Source organism: Ewingella sp. CoE-038-23 (assembly GCF_040419245.1).
Lineage (GTDB): Bacteria > Pseudomonadota > Gammaproteobacteria > Enterobacterales > Enterobacteriaceae > Ewingella > Ewingella allii.
In genome coordinates this window covers 2,284,813-2,301,159 of record NZ_JAZHOH010000001.1, presented here as the reverse complement: position 1 = coordinate 2,301,159, position 16,347 = coordinate 2,284,813, and the positions used below count along the sequence as shown (strand labels likewise).

The following is a 16,347-nucleotide window of genomic DNA, read 5'->3' as shown; positions in this document are numbered from 1 at the left end:
ATCATGGCGAACATCGCCGCCCTGATGGTTCATTGTGAGGAGTTTACATGCCGTATCCCGTTGATTTACACATGCATACCGTTGCCAGCACCCATGCTTACAGCACCCTGCATGACTATATTGATGAAGCCACAGAAAAGGGCATCAAGCTGTTTGCGATCACCGACCACGGCCCGGACATGGCCGATGCGCCGCACTACTGGCACTTTATGAATATGCATGTGTGGCCGCGACTGGTGAACGGCGTCGGCATTCTGCGCGGCATTGAATCCAACATTAAAAATATTGAGGGTGACATCGACTGCACCGGCCCGATGCTGACCGCCATTGACGTCATCATCGCCGGTTTCCACGAGCCGGTGATGCCGCCTTCTGACAAAGAGACTCACACGGCGGCGATGATTGCCGCCATGGCGGGTGGCGAAGTGCACATCATTAGCCATCCGGGCAATCCGCGCTATCCGGTGGACATCCCGGCGATTGCCGCCGCCGCCGCGAAATACAATGTGGCGCTGGAGCTGAATAACTCCTCCTTTACCCACTCGCGGGCAGGCAGCGAGCCAAACTGTCGCGCCATCGCGCAGGCGGTGAAAGAGGCGGGCGGCTGGCTGGCGCTGGGTTCAGACTCGCACATTGCCTACTCGCTGGGCGGCTTTGAACAGTGTGAGCGAATTCTGCGTGAGGTGGATTTCCCAGAAGATCGTATCCTTAATGTCAGCCCGCGCCGTTTCCTCGATTTTCTCGAAGCGCGCGGTCGTCAGCCCATTGCTGAATTAAAGGATCTGTGACATTGTCACGCCCTTTGCTCGCTTTCATTTTTTCCTTTGGCTTAACAGGTTGCCGCTATGAATGAATTTTCGATTGTTTGCCGCGTACTCGGCTCGTTGTTTAACCGCTCGCCGCAAGACCCGGTGCTGGCTCCGCTGTTTGATTTGATTCAAAAGGGCAAGCTGCAAGAGCACTGGCCGCTGGAGCAGGATGCCTTGCTGGCCCGTCTGCATGAAAGCGCGGATCCACAGGCGCTGGCCGCCGAGTACGACCACCTTTTTGTCGGTGAAAACCGCGCGGTGTCGCCTTATCGCAGCGACTATGTTGATGGCGCGACCGAGCAGGACGTGCGTGCTTTCCTACAACAGCGCGGCATGCCTTTGGGCGAGAACCCGGCAGACAGCTTCGGCTCTATGCTGCTGGCCGCGTCTTGGCTGGAAGACCAGTCTGCCGAGGACGAAGTGGGTGCGCAGACCGCGCTGTTTGACGACTATCTGTTCCCATGGTGCGGCAAGTTCTTGGGCAAAGTCGAAGCCCACGCGACCAGCGGCTTCTACCGCACGCTGTCGGAAATCAGCCGTGAAGCGCTGCAAGCCATGCGCGATGAGCTGGAAGAGTTGGCGGCGTCCGACATTGAGAATGAAGACGACGACGAGCAGTGATCTGCCCATTTTAGGTTGAAATCTAAAAGCTAGAAATGCAAAAGCCCGGCGGGTGTTGCCACTCAGCCGGGCTTTTTTATGGCATTAAATCTGTTTAATCAGTGAAGGGAATGACCAACTCACCCGGTTTCACTTCAATGCCTTTCGCCAGCTTCTTGGCCATCGCTTCACCTTTGCTCTTATCGCCATTCAGCACATAGGCCGGCTTCTGGTCAAAGTAGGATTTCAGCGACTGGTTAAGGTAAGGCATCAGGCCTTTCATCACCGACTGCATCTTCTCTGGCTGGATGGTGTAATCCACCACTTCCATATCTTTCAGATAAATAGCGCCCTGGGCTTTATCAAAGCTCGGCTGGGCTTTTAGCGTCAGCGTCATGTCGGCTTTTTGCGGGCCGAATAGCGAGGTGACGTCCACGCTGGCGTTACCCGTCAGCGTCACTTTACCCGGCTCGGCGCGGCCGATTTGGCTATTAAGGTTGGTCAGAGTAATTTTTGCATCGACCAGCCCCGGCACGCCCAGCTGTTTCTGGAAATCATTGTGCTTCTGCAAATATTCATTCACTTGCTGCTCACTAAGCGTGTACTGCGTGAGCTGGTTACATCCGGCAAGCAGGCCGGCGAACAGCAGGGCAGCTGCCCCTAAAAATAGCTTTCTCATCTTATCCTCTGTGCGTAATACCGCGTGAACAGCCTAAAGCCATCGCAGCATGTTCTAATTCCATGACAATGCCTATAAGACAACGCTGATTAGCCTAAGTGCTTGGCGCACAGATTAAAAGTCCAAATCGTGCAGTAGAAGAGGCAGGGGAAGAGCAGCCGGAAGAGGCTCCGGCTGCTAAGGCGATTAAATCGCCAGACTGGTCAACAGATTGACCTGAGTCTGTTTCGCCATATTGTCGCGATAGGCCTGCACGCGAGAAGGCAGCACCACGCCTTTGACAATCGACAGCGAACGCAGCAGCGGCCACAGGCTGAAGTCATCTTCTGAGAGTTCGCCATTCACCGCGTTAGGCTCCTGAATCAGCTCATCCAGCGCACGCAGGTCGTGGCTGATTTTCTTCACCAGCCCCTCAGAGTGCTGAAGGTGCTCTTTGAAGTCGCCTATCGACGCCTGCTTTTTCTCGGTGAAATACTTCTTAGCTTCCGGGGTGGCAAACTCTTCCAGCGGGGCCTGCACAAAGCGCGGCAGCAGCAGCCTAGAGGTGTATTCAGACACCTGACGCAGCCAGGCGGCAATTTTCGGATTGGTCGCGCCGGTCAGCAGCGGCTTGCCGTCGCTCTTATCGATGAAGTGCACGATATCCATGCTTTCTGGCATAAAGCTGCCATCCTTTTTTTGCAGGATAGGGACAACTTTTTTACCCACCATTGAAATCGGGGTCTTTTCGTCATCATTAGCTAACGCTTTGATTTCAATGGGTATGTTTTTAAGGCCGAAGATCATTCGAGCTTTAACACAGTAGGGACAATGTTCGTAGATGTAGAGTTTCATAGTGCGGTACTCCTTTAATCCGTGGCGGGCCTACAAGGGACTGCAAAAAGGCCAGCCGTGTGTGACGCCATTTAGGAGTATGGGTAAAGATTAGGGGGAGATCAAACCGCTCTCGGCCGAGAGCGGCGTTTAATCACAATCAGTTACCGCTAAGCATCGCAGGTTCAATGCGTCGCAGATTGAACTGCCAGTAGAGGCCGGTGAGGGTGATCAAGCCGACAATCGCCAGTAAGAACCACGGCAGCTGAGGCAGTTCCAGCGCGCGCCCGGTGTCGTACATCCAGCCGCCGCCGGTATAGCCAATCACGCCGCCGAGAGCCAAACCTAAACGGCTGAAACCCATGTAACTGCCGCGTGCGCGGGCGTCGGCCAGCGAGGCGCCCAGCGTTTCACGCGCCGGTTCGGCAATGATTGAGCCGATATAGAAAAAGCCAATCAGCATCAGCAGCGGGTTGATAGAGGTCACCATGCCCACGGGCAGCAGGCTGAAGGTCATGATCAGCAGGCCGAACATCAAGCGCTGCTCGAGGCGAAAACGCTTTTCGCTCCAGCGAGCAATCGGGTACAGCAGGGTCAGCGACAGCACGGCCTCAATGGCGTACATCCATTTCACCGCCGACGGGCTGCCCGCAATGTCATTCACGGCAATCGGCAGCATCAACATCACCTGCACCGTCAGCATGTAATAGCCGGTCAGGGTCAGCACGTAGGCCACAAAGCGGCGGTCGCGCAGCACGCGCATCATGCCTTCACGCATCGGGGTGCGCATGGTGGAGATTCGGTAGGCGGGCAGCAGCCAAGCGTTACATAGGGCCGCCAGCACAAACACCGCGGCCCCGGCCCAGCAGACGTAGTGGAAGTCATACTGCAACAACCAACTGCCGATCAAGGCCCCAATAACGGCACCCGCGCTGTCTTGCATCATCAATAAAGAGTAAAAGCGACTACGCTCATGAGGACGGGTGAGTTTAATTACCAGCGCGGTGCGCGGTGGGTCAAACAAGGTGCCGCCGAGGCCGGATAAGATGCAGGAGCAGACCAAGATCCACGGCGCGTCGGCCATCGCCATGGTGGCGAAGCCGGAGGCGCGCAGCAGCATGCCGGTGACAATCATCGGTTTGGCACCAAAGCGGTCGGCAATCGCGCCGCCAAAGATGCCCAGACCCTGTTGGGTCAGTTGGCGCACGCCCAGTGCTAACCCGACGGCCATCGCGGCCCAGCCTAGCTGGTCTACAAAGCGAATCGAAATCAAGGGGAATACTAAAAAGAAGCCTAAAATAACCAGCGCATTATCTAATAATAGGAAGTATTTACCCAAGCTCCGAGCTTGCGAGACCAATGACATGCTTCACCTGAAAGGTTGTGGGCACCCGATCCGACAGGTGCTGCGAGGGGGAAAGAAGACCGTTCAATTCTGAACCTCAAACGGGCAATTGGATAGGGTGCTATAGATAATATTTTTTTATCGTCAAGCCGCGCTCAGACTGGCAGAATTGACGTTTAATCGGCGGATTGTTCATCCGGCTTATGGTTTCCTATCAATACTTCTTATCGACCCATGCGGACTGTGGAGGGAAGGGATGTTTGGCTATAAATCTGCCACACCAAGAGTGCGGCTTACCACTGACCGAATGGTATTGCGTTTAGTGCACGAACGCGACGCGCACCGTATGGCTGATTACTATGTTGAAAACCGCGCTTTCCTTAAACCCTGGGAGCCGGTGCGCGATGAAAGCCACTGTTATCCTTCCGGCTGGCAGGCGCGTCTTGGGCTGATAACTGAGATGCAAAAGCAGGGCAATGCCTATTACTTCATCCTGCTCGACCCGGACGAGAACCACGTGCAGGGCGTGGCGAACTTTAGCAACGTGCTGCGCGGCTCCTTCCACGCCTGTTTTCTCGGCTACTCGCTGGGTGAAAAATGGCAGGGCCAAGGGTTGATGTTTGAAGCACTGCAATCGCTAATTCGCTACATGCAGCGCCAGCAAAAGATGCATCGCATCATGGCTAATTACATGCCGCACAACCAGCGCAGCGGCGCGTTGCTGCATCGCCTCGGCTTTGAGCGCGAAGGTTATGCGAAAGATTATCTCTTGATCGACGGCAAGTGGCAGGATCACATCCTCACCGCTTTGACCTATCAGGATTGGACCGCGTCACGTTAAGGAAGCAGCATGAAACATGAATTAAGCGCCAAAGAGGCCCGCGTGGTGGGCTGTTTGCTGGAAAAACAGCTGACCACGCCAGAACAATATCCGATGTCGCTCAACGGCCTGACCACCGCCTGTAATCAGAAAACTAACCGCGAGCCAGTGATGGAACTGAGCGAAAGCGAGGTGCAGCAAACGCTGGATTTACTGCTGCGTAAGCATATCATTCGCACCCTTAGCGGCAGCCGCACCATGAAGTACGAGCACCGCTTCTGTAACTCCGAGTTCGGCAATTTGAAGTTCTCGCCGCAGGAAGTGGCCGTGGTTACCACTCTGCTGCTGCGCGGCGCACAGACGCCGGGCGAGCTGCGCACTCGCACCAACCGCCTGCATGATTTCGCCGATGTTAGCGACGTTGAGCAAACCCTGACTGCACTCAGCCAGCGCGAAGATGGCCCGTTCTGCGTGCGTCTGGCGCGTGAGCCGGGCAAACGCGAAAGCCGCTACATGCACCTGTTCAGCGGCGAAGTGAGCCACGTGGCATTGGCTAGTGAAGATGAGCCTTTGAGTGCCTCGGTTGCAGACAGTGCCGCATTGGAAGAACGCGTTGCCGCGCTGGAAAGCGAAGTGGCGGAGTTAAAACAGCGCCTTGAGCATTTACTCGAACGCTTGGCAGACTAGGAGTCGCGCGTGACAAAATTACGTATTGGCGTGGTGGGGTTAGGTGGCATAGCGCAGAAAGCGTATCTGCCGATCCTCAGCCATGCAGAAAAATGGACGCTAGCGGGCGGCTTCTCGCCGAATCAGCAGAAAGCGCAGGCCGTTTGCGACAGCTATCGCATGAACTGTTTTTCGCGGCTGGATGAGCTGGCCGCGCAGAGTGACGCAGTGTTTGTTCACAGCAGCACGGCGAGCCACTTCGAGGTGGTCAGCCAACTGCTCAAGGCCGGGGTGCATGTCTACGTGGATAAGCCGCTGGCGGCCGAGCTAGATCAAGCCGAGCAGCTGATTGAACTGGCTGAGAAAAGCGGCAAAAGCCTGATGGTAGGGTTTAACCGCCGCTTTGCGCCGCGCTACCGCCAGCTGCATCAGCAGTTACAGCAACAGCCGGCGGCTTCGCTGCGCATGGATAAACACCGTTCTGACAGCGTAGGGCACAACCTGCGCTTCACACTGCTGGATGATTACCTGCACGTGGTGGACACCGCGCTGTGGCTTGCGGGTGGCGACGCCAAGTTGCTCAGCGGCCAGATCACAGCAAACGCCGAACAGCAGATGATTTACGTCGAGCACCATTTCAACTGTAACGGCAGCATCATCACTACCTCGATGCACCGCCGTGCGGGCAGTTCGCGTGAAACCGTGCAGGCGGTGACGGATGGCGCGGTCTATCAGCTGGCGGATATGAAACAGTGGCAGGAAGAGAAGCACGACCTGCTGACTCAACTGCCGGTTGCCGGTTGGCAGACCACGCTGGCCCAGCGCGGATTCGAAGGGGCGATTCACCATTTCATTGAAAGTATCAGCAATCACACCGCGCCGGATACCAGCGGCGAGCAGGGGATTTACGCCCAAAGGTTGATTGAGAAGATGTTAGAAAGTGACGTTGTCACCATCTGATGACTGACAGGTAATATTATATAACAACTGCCAGTAGCTATTGCGTTTCGGATGCGTAGACTATGGCGCACGTTAGAGCTCTGCCAGTTCTTACCTCCCACGCCTGCTGCCGCAGGCGTGGCTGTTTAGCCGCTGGCAAATAAGAAAATTGATATGAATCTACTGAAATCTTTGGCCGCCGTCAGTTCAATGACGATGTTTTCCCGTGTATTAGGTTTTGCTCGCGACGCCATTGTCGCGCGGGTGTTTGGGGCAGGAATGGTGACGGACGCCTTCTTTGTGGCTTTCAAACTGCCTAACTTGTTACGCCGTATCTTTGCCGAAGGCGCGTTTTCGCAGGCTTTTGTGCCGATCCTCGCCGAGTACAAAACGCAGCAGGGCGAAGAAGCCACTCGTACCTTTATTGCTTACGTTTCTGGCCTGCTGACGCTGGTGTTGGCCGTGGTCACCGTGCTTGGGATGATTGCCGCGCCTTGGGTTATCTACGTCACCGCGCCGGGCTTTGTTGATTCTCCAGACAAATTTGCCTTAACCAGCGCGCTGCTGCGTATCACTTTCCCCTATATTTTGCTTATCTCGCTGGCGTCGCTGGTGGGGGCGATACTCAATACCTGGAACCGCTTTTCCATTCCGGCATTTGCACCCACCTTCCTTAACGTCAGCATGATTGGCTTCGCGCTGTTTGCCGCGCCTTACTTCCACCCACCGATTTTAGCGCTGGCATGGGCGGTGGTGGCCGGGGGCCTTTTGCAACTGGGTTACCAACTGCCGCACTTGAAGAAAATCGGCATGCTGGTGTTGCCGCGACTGAACCTGAAGGATGCCGGTGTCTGGCGCGTCATGCGCCAAATGGGACCGGCCATTCTCGGGGTGTCCGTCAGCCAAATCTCGCTGATCATCAACACCATTTTTGCCTCATTCCTGGTGTCTGGCTCGGTGTCGTGGATGTATTACGCTGACCGCCTGATGGAGTTCCCGTCCGGCGTGCTGGGCGTGGCGCTGGGCACCATCTTGCTGCCATCGCTGGCGCGCAGCTTCTCCAGCGGCGACCATATGCAGTACAACCGCTTGATGGATTGGGGCCTGCGCCTGTGCTTCCTGCTGGCGCTGCCAAGCTCTGTGGCGCTGGGTATTCTGGCGAAGCCGCTGACCGTAGCTCTGTTCCAATACGGCAAATTTACCGCCTTTGATGCCTCTATGACCCAGCGCGCGCTGATTGCCTATTCCGTTGGCCTGATGGGGTTGATCGTGGTCAAGGTGCTGGCTCCGGGCTTCTATTCGCGTCAGGATATTAAGACGCCGGTGAAGATTGCCATTATCACGCTGGCGATGACTCAGGTGATGAACCTGGCCTTTATCGGCCCGCTGAAGCATGCCGGTCTGTCGCTGTCGATTGGTCTGGCTGCCTGCCTTAACGCCGCGCTGCTCTACTGGCAACTGCGCAAACAGGATATCTTCCAGCCGCAGCCGGGCTGGCGCATCTTCCTGATCAAACTGATTCTGGCGGTTGTGGCGATGTCCGCCGCGCTGCTCGGCATGCTGTACGTGATGCCCGCGTGGGACGTCGGCGGCATGGCTTATCGGCTGGCGCGCCTGATGGCGGTGGTCGTGGTCGGGGTGATCGCCTACTTCGGCGTGCTGGGGCTGTTAGGCTTCCGCGTCAAAGAGTTCGCTCGCCGTCTGGATTGATTTCCAGCCCGCCAATAACCAAGCAATAACAAAAAGGCCAGCATCAGATGCTGGCCTTTCTTATGGCGCGGAAAACGCGAGAATTACATGCGTTCTACGGTTTCAATACCCAAGGTATCCAGACCGGTTTTCAGCGTTCTTTGGGTCAGCAGGGCCAGTTTCAGGCGGCTTTGGCGGCTGGTTTCGTCAGCAGCGTTGAGAATTGGGCAGTGCTCGTAGAAGCTAGAGAACAGGCCAGCCACGTCATACAGGTAAGCACACATGGTGTGCGGTGTACCTTCGCGGGCCACGGTAGTCAGCACTTCTTCAAATTGCAGCAGGCGAGTGGCCAGCAGGGCTTCGCGCTCTTCGCTGATAACCATCGGCTGAGTCAGGCTGTTAACGTCAATATCCGCACGCTTGAAGATGGACGCCACGCGGGTGTAAGCATACTGCATGTAAGGCGCGGTGTTGCCTTCAAAGGCCAGCATGTTGTCCCAGTCGAAGATGTAGTCGGTGGTGCGGCTTTTCGACAGGTCAGCGTATTTGATCGCGCCGATACCGACGGCGTTAACCAGATTTTCCAGCTCTTCGCCGCCCAGCTCTGGGTTCTTTTCGGTGATCAGCTTGCGCGCGCGCTCAATGGCTTCGTCCAGCAATTCGGACAGCTTGATGGTGCCGCCAGCGCGGGTTTTGAACGGCTTGCCGTCTTTGCCCAGCATCATGCCGAACATGTGGTGCTCTAGCGGCACAGACTCTGGCACATAACCGGCTTTACGCACGATGGTCCACGCCTGCATCAGATGCTGGTGCTGGCGGGAGTCGATGTAATAGAGCACGCGGTCTGCGCCAAGGGTTTCGTAGCGGTATTTCGCACAGGCGATATCCGTGGTGGTGTACAGGTAGCCGCCATCCTTTTTACGGATGATGACGCCCATAGGCTCACCTTCTTTGTTCTTATATTCGTCGAGATAAACCACGACCGCGCCTTCGCTATCCACTGCCAGACCTTTCTCTTGCAGGTCAGACACGATGCCCGGCAGCATGTCGTTGTACAGGCTTTCGCCCATGACGTCGTCGCGGGTCAGGGTGACATTCAGACGGTCATAGGTGATCTGGTTTTGTGCCATGGTGACATCAACCAGCTTGCGCCACATCTGGCGGCAATACTCATCGCCGCCTTGCAGCTTGACCACGTAGTTACGCGCGCGTACCGCGAACTCTTCGTCTTCGTCATAGTTCTTTTTCGCTGCGCGATAGAACTCTTCGAGGTCGGAAAGCTTCATCTCACCGGCGTTTTCATTCTGCACTTTTTCCAGATAGGCAATCAGCATGCCGAACTGGGTGCCCCAGTCGCCGACGTGGTTGGCGCGGATCACTTTGTGGCCGAGGAATTCGTTGGTACGCGCCGCAGCGTCGCCAATGATGGTGGAACGCACGTGGCCGACGTGCATCTCTTTTGCCACGTTTGGCGCAGAGTAGTCGATAACAATGGTTTGCGGCTCAACCGGAGAGATACCCAGTTTGGCATGTTGCAACGCGTTGTCGGCATTCGCCGCCACAAAGGCGCGGTCGAGAAAAATATTGATAAAGCCCGGACCGGCAATCTCGACTTTAGAGGCAATTCCGCTCAGGTCTAACAGCTCAACCACTTTCTCTGCCAGTTGTCGTGGGGCCATGCCCAGCTTTTTCGCCACGGACATCACGCCATTCGCCTGATAGTCACCAAATTGCGCTTTGGCTGACTGACGGACTTGCGCTTCGCTATCAGCAGGCGCGCCTGCTGCAGTCAACGCCTGACTGACTTTATCTGAAAGGAGAGCCTGTATATTCACCGAGTTACCTTTTGAATCAATACCCTTCACCTTCGCAGATGAGTTTGGGTAGGAGTTTGATGGTTTGCTGTTCACCTAACGCAGATGAACCAAAAATGATGCGTGTTTATATCATATAAGCCCCGCGGCGTCAGTATTGGCGCACGTTTGCCGCACAGCAAACGCGCAGAATGCGGGACGTATCTGGCAACGGCATGAAACCCTGTGTAAATTAGCCGCCGACAGAGATTAATTTTAAGGAAATAGCTACCATGCTGAACATGAAAGATGTCGCCGACTTAGAGGATTTAGTCGCGGACATGCCGCGTTTTGTTACCGCGCTTAGCGCCTTTGCGGAGAAGTTACAGCTCGATTTGTCGGCTTATCATGCTGATCATATTTCATTGCGCTGCCACCAAAACACCACGGCGGAACGCTGGCGCAAAGGCTTCGAGCAGTGCGCGTCGTTGCTCAATGAGACGGAGATCAATGGCCGCCCAATCTGCTTATATTCCTTGAACCAGCCGCTGGAGGTCGGGCCGCTGCGCATCGATTTGGTTGAACTGCCTTATCCGGGCGAAAAGCGTTACCCGCACGAAGGTTGGGAGCATATTGAAATTGTGTTGAGCGGCGGCGAAGAGATTTTTTATGCCCGGGCTTTGGCAGAGCTGGCCGATGAAGCCCTGACCGCGCCGGGCATTAAATTAAAACAGAGTTCGCCAAAGGGGGAGCACGAGCGTTTACCTAACCCGACGCTTGCCATCACTGACGGCACGGTGACCATTAAGTTTCACCCGCACAGTTTGCGGGATATTGTTGCCAGCGAAAAAGAGTAAGTTCTAGCCGTTCAAGGTTGCCAGCGCCTGTTCCATTCTCACCAGCGCCTTTTCCAGCAAGGCGCGCTGGCAGCCCAGATTGATGCGTACAAACTTAGGCGCGCCGAAAGCCAGCCCTGAGGTAAAGCCCACTCCAGCATCCACAAAGAAGCGATACGGGTTATCCAGCGGCAGGGCGGAGGCATCAATCCAGCCAAGATAGGTGCCTTCAATCGGCAACATTTTCAGCCCCGGCATGGCGTTGATCCTTTGGGTAGCGAGCTGCTGATTGCCCCGTAGATAAGCCAACTGCTGCTCCAGCCAGTCGTCGCCATGCCTATAGGCGGCGGTGGCGGCGACATAGGCTAAAATATTGACGTGTGGCACGATGCCTTCGGCGGTTTTCTCAAACTTTTTACGCAGTCCGGCATTAGGGATAATTGCCATTGAGGCGCCAAGACCTGCCAGATTAAAAGTTTTCGACGGCGACATCAGCGTGATGCTGCGCTGCGCGGCATCGTCATTCAGCGACGCAAAAGGAATATGCTTAGCCTGCGGGTCAAGCAGCAGGTCGCAGTGGATCTCATCGCTGCACACCACCAAGTCATGCATTTGAGCAAAGGCCAGTTGCTGCATCAACTCATCGCGGCGGTAAACAGTGCCGCCGGGGTTGTAAGGGTTGCAGAGCATCAGCAGGCGTTCGCCGCCGTCCATTTTCAGCTCGGGAGAGTGAAAATCAGCCACCCAGCGTTGGTCAACTTCTCTGACCGGAATGCTTTTATATTGGCGATCTTCCGACTCTGCGGCCTGAATAAAGGGCGGGTAAATCGGTGACGGCAGCAGGCTGGTTTGATGTTGGCTAACCGTGGCGCGCACCGCGACATTCAGCCCGCAAACCAGGCCGGGCAGTGAAACAATCCATTCAGGTTTAATATTCCATTGGTAACGCTTATTGGCGCGCTCAATGAAAAGTTCGATCAATTCTGGCGGCGTAAAGCCGTAGCCGAAAACCCCTTCGGCGACGCGCTGTTGCAGTTCAGCTACCACTTCTGGTGGTGAAGCGAAGTCAGTATCAGCGACCCAAAGTGGAATGACGTCCTGATTTTTATATTTGTTCCACTTAACGCTATCGCTGTGACTACGGTCTACCCATTGATCAAAATTGAGTGTCATAGTTAGCCTTCCAAAGCAGGCAATTGGGCGGGAGTGCTCATGCTAAAGCCTACGCGACATGGCCCGCTACAGACAAGTGTTGTAGCATGATGCCGTAATCAGGAGAGATCACATGACTAAGTTAGAAGTGTGTTGTTATAGCGTGGACTGTGCGTTAACGGCAGAGCAAGCCGGCGCTGACCGGGTTGAGTTATGTGCCAGCCAGGCCGACGGTGGCGTCACGCCAAGTTACGGCACGTTAAAACTGGCCAGAGAGCAGGTCACTATCCCCGTACATCCCATTGTGCGTCCGCGGGGCGGCGACTTTTGCTACAGCCAGAGTGAATTTAGCATCCTAAAAAGCGACGTCGCCTGTATTCGCGATCTCGGCTTCCCCGGCGTCGTAGTGGGTATTCTGGATGAAGAAGGCCACATTGATATGCCAAAAATGTGGGAAGTGATGGCGCTGTGCGGCAACATGGCTGTGACCTTCCACCGCGCATTCGACATGTGTCTGAACCCGAAAGTGGCACTTGAGCAACTCACTCAATTGGGCGTTGCGCGCATTCTCACGTCGGGCCAGCAACAGAATGCCGAAGTCGGATTACCGATGCTTCGGGAACTCAACGAGCTAAGTCGTGGTCCTATTATTATGGCCGGTGCAGGTGTTCGTTTGACCAACTTGCAGAAGTTTGTCGACATCGGTTTGAGCGAGCTGCACAGCTCGGCCGGGCGTCAGGTTCCGTCGCAAATGCGCTACCGCAAGGCGGGCGTGACCATGAGTTCTGATACCGATTTTGACGAATTTAGTCGTTACTGCGTGGATGGCGATATCGTGGCGGCGATGAAAACGGCATTAGAATTTGGCGATGAGATGTCTCGCACGGCGTAACAGTCACAGATTGCCGGGCAAAGAGAAGGGCGAACTCTTTGCACCACAGATTTAACCGGGCCTTACGGCCCTTATTGCGTCGCCCTGCGCAAGTACCAAGCCCCGTCATTTTGGCGGGGCTTCTTTTATTTATATCAACAAGTTACGTGATTTGGGGGTGCTGGTGGGGTGCTGGGGCATCTAAAAATACCAGACCAATAGCTGGGAATATTAAATAATAATCATAAAAAAACCGGGTTTCCCCGGCTGTTCACGCTTTGCTTTGCATACTCTCAAAAAGGTCTTTTCCTTTCTTTCTTTGCCTATCGAGATGGTCAGCTAAATCCTGAATATGGATCATTCTCGGTGATTTTTGGCTATCGCTAGCCCGAAAGGTAGGGACCGGAAACTGGCCGAGAGCCGCTTTATTTTCAGCTGTTGAAGGCTTCATTCCAAAGTAGCGCTCCGACACATCAGAGAGCGCGATTGTCGCAGTCTGGAATTCTGCCATCAGTAAAAACATAGTATTCATATTCATCTCCTCAAACTGCGCCAATCGCTTTCTGAACTACCCGATAACCCCGTTTCCGGGGCTTCTTCTTTGGGCTGATTTTCGCTGCAGCCACCCGTGGTCGTGGCGGCTCTGGCTCATGGATGCCGGTGCGCATTCGATACTTCTCGCGCATCTTCCACGCGTTCCATGCTGTCCAGTCGCATCCGTCATCAATTTCGACGGTGGCCTGAATTAATTTATCGTTCAGGTCCACCCGCTGATTTTTCGAAACTCTGTGCATGGTCGGCATCACGTTGCCACCTTGCTATAACCAGCGTTGATGATTTCTTTCGCGATACTGGCTGGTGTAGGAGTTTCTAACCACTCAGCTTCCTGAATAACTCGATTTAGTTCTCCCAAAAGCACAGCCTCATAAGTTTCAGGCCAGTGCTCACCGGGAATTTCATTGCCGTGATATTCGCCAAGCAGGTCGATAGTCAACAGAGCCGCCTCTTCCGCCGATTTTTCGGGTTTGCGGTAACTGGCTGCCCATACTGCGCTGGTGATATCGCCCGGATCAGCTCCGGCATTTTTGATGATTTGTGCGAGTTCAAATACGTTAGTTTCTACCATTGCATGTCCGCCCCAAGCTGCCGAGCCACTTCCTCTGGGCCCATGTCCTCTAACATTTCGCCAAACCGGTTCAAGCAGGCGCTGATCCAATGAATACCGCGAGGCTTTAATGTGGGGATTGCTCCCCAGTTAACGAAAAAACCTCTTGGCGCTTTCTCCAGTTCACCCAAGTCCAAAATTCTCAGGTAACGATTCAACCGCATAGCGTCTGACATACCATTCTCTTGCAGATGGGTGTCGATGAAGCCCGCCAACGAAGTCCGGTCAATCGCAAAGTCACCATACTTGTGTCGGTACACCGGTCTGCGATGCATGGCAATCTGATGATACATAAACGCTTCACATACCAGATGAAGAACCTGATTCAAGCGGGCGGTTCTAATCTTTCTCATATTCATCGTTCCAGCTCCTTCACCACCACTTTGTAGGCCCGCATGACCTTTGGTGTGCGACCTGTGATATGAGTTGTACGACGAACAATGCCAGTGCTGGTGGCTCTCACATCGGAGTGAAGTAAAGCGGCATCAACGCATCGATTATGCTGGGAAACCTGCGTTAGCCAGCTGGTTAGCGTCAGCGTGGCCGTAAGGCCGTGGATCTGATAGTCGATATGCATTATTTGGCCTCCGGCGTATAGACGGCTTTGTCGTGGCTGAACTCGCCGTTCCATGTGGTTTTCATCGGCAACTCACCCTTCAGGTACAGCGCATAAATACGGTGGCAACCTTTCTCAAGCAGCACTGGCGTTTTCTTGCGAAACGATTCTTTCCCATGAGGTTTGATTTCCGTTTCCTCTTCGGTCAGGTACTTATCGCGGGCATAAGAGGCGACGCGCCAGCGCGGTTCTTTCTCTGGGTCACGCTGTTCATCAAAAATCCAATTGCGAGTCAGCGCCCACCACATCACTTTGCTGGTATTTACCCCGTTCAGGCACTTGCAGAAGGCAGGGATCGTCATGCCCTTGGCGAAGTGCTTTTCCAAGCTATCGACGGTGGCTACCAAATGTTGGTTTTGCAGCCCCAGCGCTTCAAGCCTTTCTTCGGCTTCAATCACCATCATCGCCAACTGCTTACGACCGATTGAGGATGAGTCCACAGGTGCTGCCAGCGCCTGCCGCTTGGTGAAGTAGAATTCACTCAAATCGTTGAAGTATTCCCACGCCTGGTCAGTCTCCAGCATCTTCGAGTGATTGGCTGCGCCGCGTTCTGTCCAGAGCGTCAGGCTGCGCGTTTTGTTCGAAATTTGCGCGGGACTGTAAGAGATGCGCAAATTTTCAAGCTCGTTACCCGAGATCTGGAAGTAATGCTTACCTTCAACGAATCGAGATTTATTGCGGTTGAAGTTTCGGCGAATGTTCTCGGCGTCAGTACCATAACCCGCTGCCAGTTGCTCAGTAGTAACAACACGCTGGCCGCGATACTCGATAACCTGTAAATCCTTGGCACCCATAGGAGCCAGCTCAGTTTTAGTTGTCATGTGCGCTCCTTAATGGATAGATGGTTTTACTGGCGCTTTTTCATCAGCACGAAGCCGAGCTGCCACATCAATAAAAACCTCATCAAGAAAACCGGCGAACCAGTCCTCCCCAGCATCAGTAAGGCGTTCTTCATTGGCTCTATAGAACTGATAGACTGCGATAAAACGTTCCTGCTTGGTTTCAAGTAGAGGACTTTCAACGTGTTGCATTAGCACGTTTTCAACCAGCTCCCGAGTTAACCCAATAACGGTATTACCAGTTTTAAATTGATACTCTCCGTCACGTAGCCCCCAGCGTATTTCACATTTAATGAGGTAAAGCATGGCTACCGTGCCGCGTATCGACCGACAGCAAGCTTCGGCCCACTCATGTATTTCAGCGTCAGTTAACGCTCCTTTTCCGAATCTGTTCTCATCGAGCATCCAGTCAGGGAATTTATTCCCCGTGCGCTCCTGCATATGCTTAAGCTTTGCAACCAGTTGCTTCACTTCGAGTTTTTTACTGCTCATTATTTTCTGTCCTTCTGCGCGTTATATTTTTCGTGACTCATTAGTTGCCAGTTCTTGCCGTTGTCTTTCGATAGCAGCCGCCAGCGGTGATTTACTTTCAGAGAGAGGTTCCCTGTGCCGATGATCCGCACCGGGTTTAATCGCTGCTTCCGGTACTGACTCAGCACGTCCACCGCCCGGTTATGCACCCACTCTGGAACTCGTATTGCCGTCAATGTCATGG

General features: G+C 54.3%; 20 protein-coding genes. 8 read left to right on the top strand and 12 right to left on the bottom strand.

From position 1 onward, the window contains the following. Positions 1–47 precede the first annotated feature (47 nt). Together V2154_RS10805 and V2154_RS10800 are read left to right on the top strand one after the other, a co-directional pair. Entirely contained in the window at positions 48–788 is a 741-nt protein-coding gene (locus V2154_RS10805) for a phosphatase (protein ID WP_353502249.1), read from the top strand. A gap of 57 nt (positions 789–845) precedes the next feature. Then, positions 846–1,430, top strand: a complete 585-nt coding sequence (locus V2154_RS10800; RefSeq protein WP_353502248.1) for a TorD/DmsD family molecular chaperone — start codon at positions 846–848, stop codon at positions 1,428–1,430. 94 nt (positions 1,431–1,524) lie between these two features. Here V2154_RS10800 and V2154_RS10795 read toward each other — a convergent pair whose 3' ends face one another. The 3 genes from V2154_RS10795 to mdtH all read right to left on the bottom strand — a co-directional run bounded on the left by V2154_RS10795 (position 1,525) and on the right by mdtH (position 4,267). Further along, a complete protein-coding gene (locus V2154_RS10795; protein ID WP_353502247.1) occupies positions 1,525–2,088 on the bottom strand; it encodes a lipoprotein in 564 nt (187 codons plus the stop codon). Positions 2,089–2,274: 186 nt separating this feature from the next. Next, entirely contained in the window at positions 2,275–2,922 is a 648-nt protein-coding gene (gene grxB, locus V2154_RS10790) for a glutaredoxin 2 (protein ID WP_353502246.1), read from the bottom strand. Between the two features lie 139 nt (positions 2,923–3,061). Continuing rightward, complete coding sequence (gene mdtH / locus V2154_RS10785; RefSeq protein ID WP_353502245.1) at positions 3,062–4,267, bottom strand: multidrug efflux MFS transporter MdtH; 1,206 nt, start codon at positions 4,265–4,267, stop codon at positions 3,062–3,064. Between the two features lie 235 nt (positions 4,268–4,502). On the opposite strand from mdtH, the gene rimJ reads away from it, so the two are divergent. The 4 genes from rimJ (at position 4,503) to murJ (ending at position 8,381) form a co-directional block, all read left to right on the top strand. After that, the gene (gene rimJ, locus V2154_RS10780) at positions 4,503–5,087 is read left to right on the top strand and encodes a ribosomal protein S5-alanine N-acetyltransferase (RefSeq protein WP_034790769.1); all 585 of its coding nucleotides are present in this window, start codon (positions 4,503–4,505) and stop codon (positions 5,085–5,087) included. Between the two features lie 9 nt (positions 5,088–5,096). Continuing rightward, the gene (locus tag V2154_RS10775; protein WP_353502244.1) at positions 5,097–5,753 is read left to right on the top strand and encodes a DUF480 domain-containing protein; all 657 of its coding nucleotides are present in this window, start codon (positions 5,097–5,099) and stop codon (positions 5,751–5,753) included. 9 nt (positions 5,754–5,762) lie between these two features. Beyond that, on the top strand, positions 5,763–6,692 hold the full coding sequence (locus V2154_RS10770) for a Gfo/Idh/MocA family protein (protein ID WP_353502243.1): 930 nt from the start codon (positions 5,763–5,765) through the stop codon (positions 6,690–6,692). A 153-nt stretch (positions 6,693–6,845) separates the two neighbouring features. Continuing rightward, complete coding sequence (murJ, locus tag V2154_RS10765; RefSeq protein WP_353502242.1) at positions 6,846–8,381, top strand: murein biosynthesis integral membrane protein MurJ; 1,536 nt, start codon at positions 6,846–6,848, stop codon at positions 8,379–8,381. Between the two features lie 83 nt (positions 8,382–8,464). On the opposite strand, the gene argS is transcribed toward murJ, so the two are convergent. Next, positions 8,465–10,195, bottom strand: a complete 1,731-nt coding sequence (argS, locus tag V2154_RS10760) for an arginine--tRNA ligase (protein ID WP_353502241.1) — start codon at positions 10,193–10,195, stop codon at positions 8,465–8,467. 260 nt (positions 10,196–10,455) lie between these two features. Between argS and V2154_RS10755 the strand changes: the two genes are divergently transcribed. Further along, positions 10,456–11,010, top strand: coding sequence for a VOC family protein (locus V2154_RS10755; protein ID WP_353503977.1), 555 nt, complete (start codon positions 10,456–10,458; stop codon positions 11,008–11,010). Between the two features lie 3 nt (positions 11,011–11,013). Here the strand turns inward: V2154_RS10755 and V2154_RS10750 are convergent, their stop codons facing one another. Next, positions 11,014–12,162: a MalY/PatB family protein gene (locus V2154_RS10750; RefSeq protein ID WP_353502240.1), complete on the bottom strand. Its 1,149-nt coding sequence runs from the start codon at positions 12,160–12,162 to the stop codon at positions 11,014–11,016. A 112-nt stretch (positions 12,163–12,274) separates the two neighbouring features. On the opposite strand from V2154_RS10750, the gene cutC reads away from it, so the two are divergent. After that, a complete protein-coding gene (gene cutC, locus V2154_RS10745; RefSeq protein WP_353502239.1) occupies positions 12,275–13,033 on the top strand; it encodes a copper homeostasis protein CutC in 759 nt (252 codons plus the stop codon). 250 nt (positions 13,034–13,283) lie between these two features. Here cutC and V2154_RS10740 read toward each other — a convergent pair whose 3' ends face one another. From V2154_RS10740 to V2154_RS10710, 7 genes are all read right to left on the bottom strand, one after another. Then, positions 13,284–13,544, bottom strand: coding sequence for a pyocin activator PrtN family protein (locus tag V2154_RS10740; protein ID WP_353502238.1), 261 nt, complete (start codon positions 13,542–13,544; stop codon positions 13,284–13,286). A gap of 10 nt (positions 13,545–13,554) precedes the next feature. After that, positions 13,555–13,818 carry a hypothetical protein gene (locus V2154_RS10735; protein ID WP_353502237.1) on the bottom strand — a complete coding sequence of 88 codons (264 nt, stop codon included), beginning with the start codon at positions 13,816–13,818 and terminating at the stop codon, positions 13,555–13,557. After that, a complete protein-coding gene (locus V2154_RS10730; RefSeq protein WP_353502236.1) occupies positions 13,815–14,138 on the bottom strand; it encodes a hypothetical protein in 324 nt (107 codons plus the stop codon). The genes V2154_RS10735 and V2154_RS10730 overlap by 4 nt, the downstream gene beginning before the upstream one ends. After that, positions 14,132–14,536: a hypothetical protein gene (locus tag V2154_RS10725; RefSeq protein ID WP_353502235.1), complete on the bottom strand. Its 405-nt coding sequence runs from the start codon at positions 14,534–14,536 to the stop codon at positions 14,132–14,134. The genes V2154_RS10730 and V2154_RS10725 overlap by 7 nt, the downstream gene beginning before the upstream one ends. A 217-nt stretch (positions 14,537–14,753) precedes the next feature. Continuing rightward, a complete protein-coding gene (locus V2154_RS10720; protein ID WP_353502234.1) occupies positions 14,754–15,614 on the bottom strand; it encodes an ORF6N domain-containing protein in 861 nt (286 codons plus the stop codon). 9 nt (positions 15,615–15,623) lie between these two features. Further along, the gene (locus V2154_RS10715; RefSeq protein WP_353502233.1) at positions 15,624–16,124 is read right to left on the bottom strand and encodes a hypothetical protein; all 501 of its coding nucleotides are present in this window, start codon (positions 16,122–16,124) and stop codon (positions 15,624–15,626) included. After that, complete coding sequence (locus V2154_RS10710; protein WP_353502232.1) at positions 16,124–16,345, bottom strand: ParE family toxin-like protein; 222 nt, start codon at positions 16,343–16,345, stop codon at positions 16,124–16,126. The genes V2154_RS10715 and V2154_RS10710 overlap by 1 nt, the downstream gene beginning before the upstream one ends. Positions 16,346–16,347: the final 2 nt, after the last annotated feature.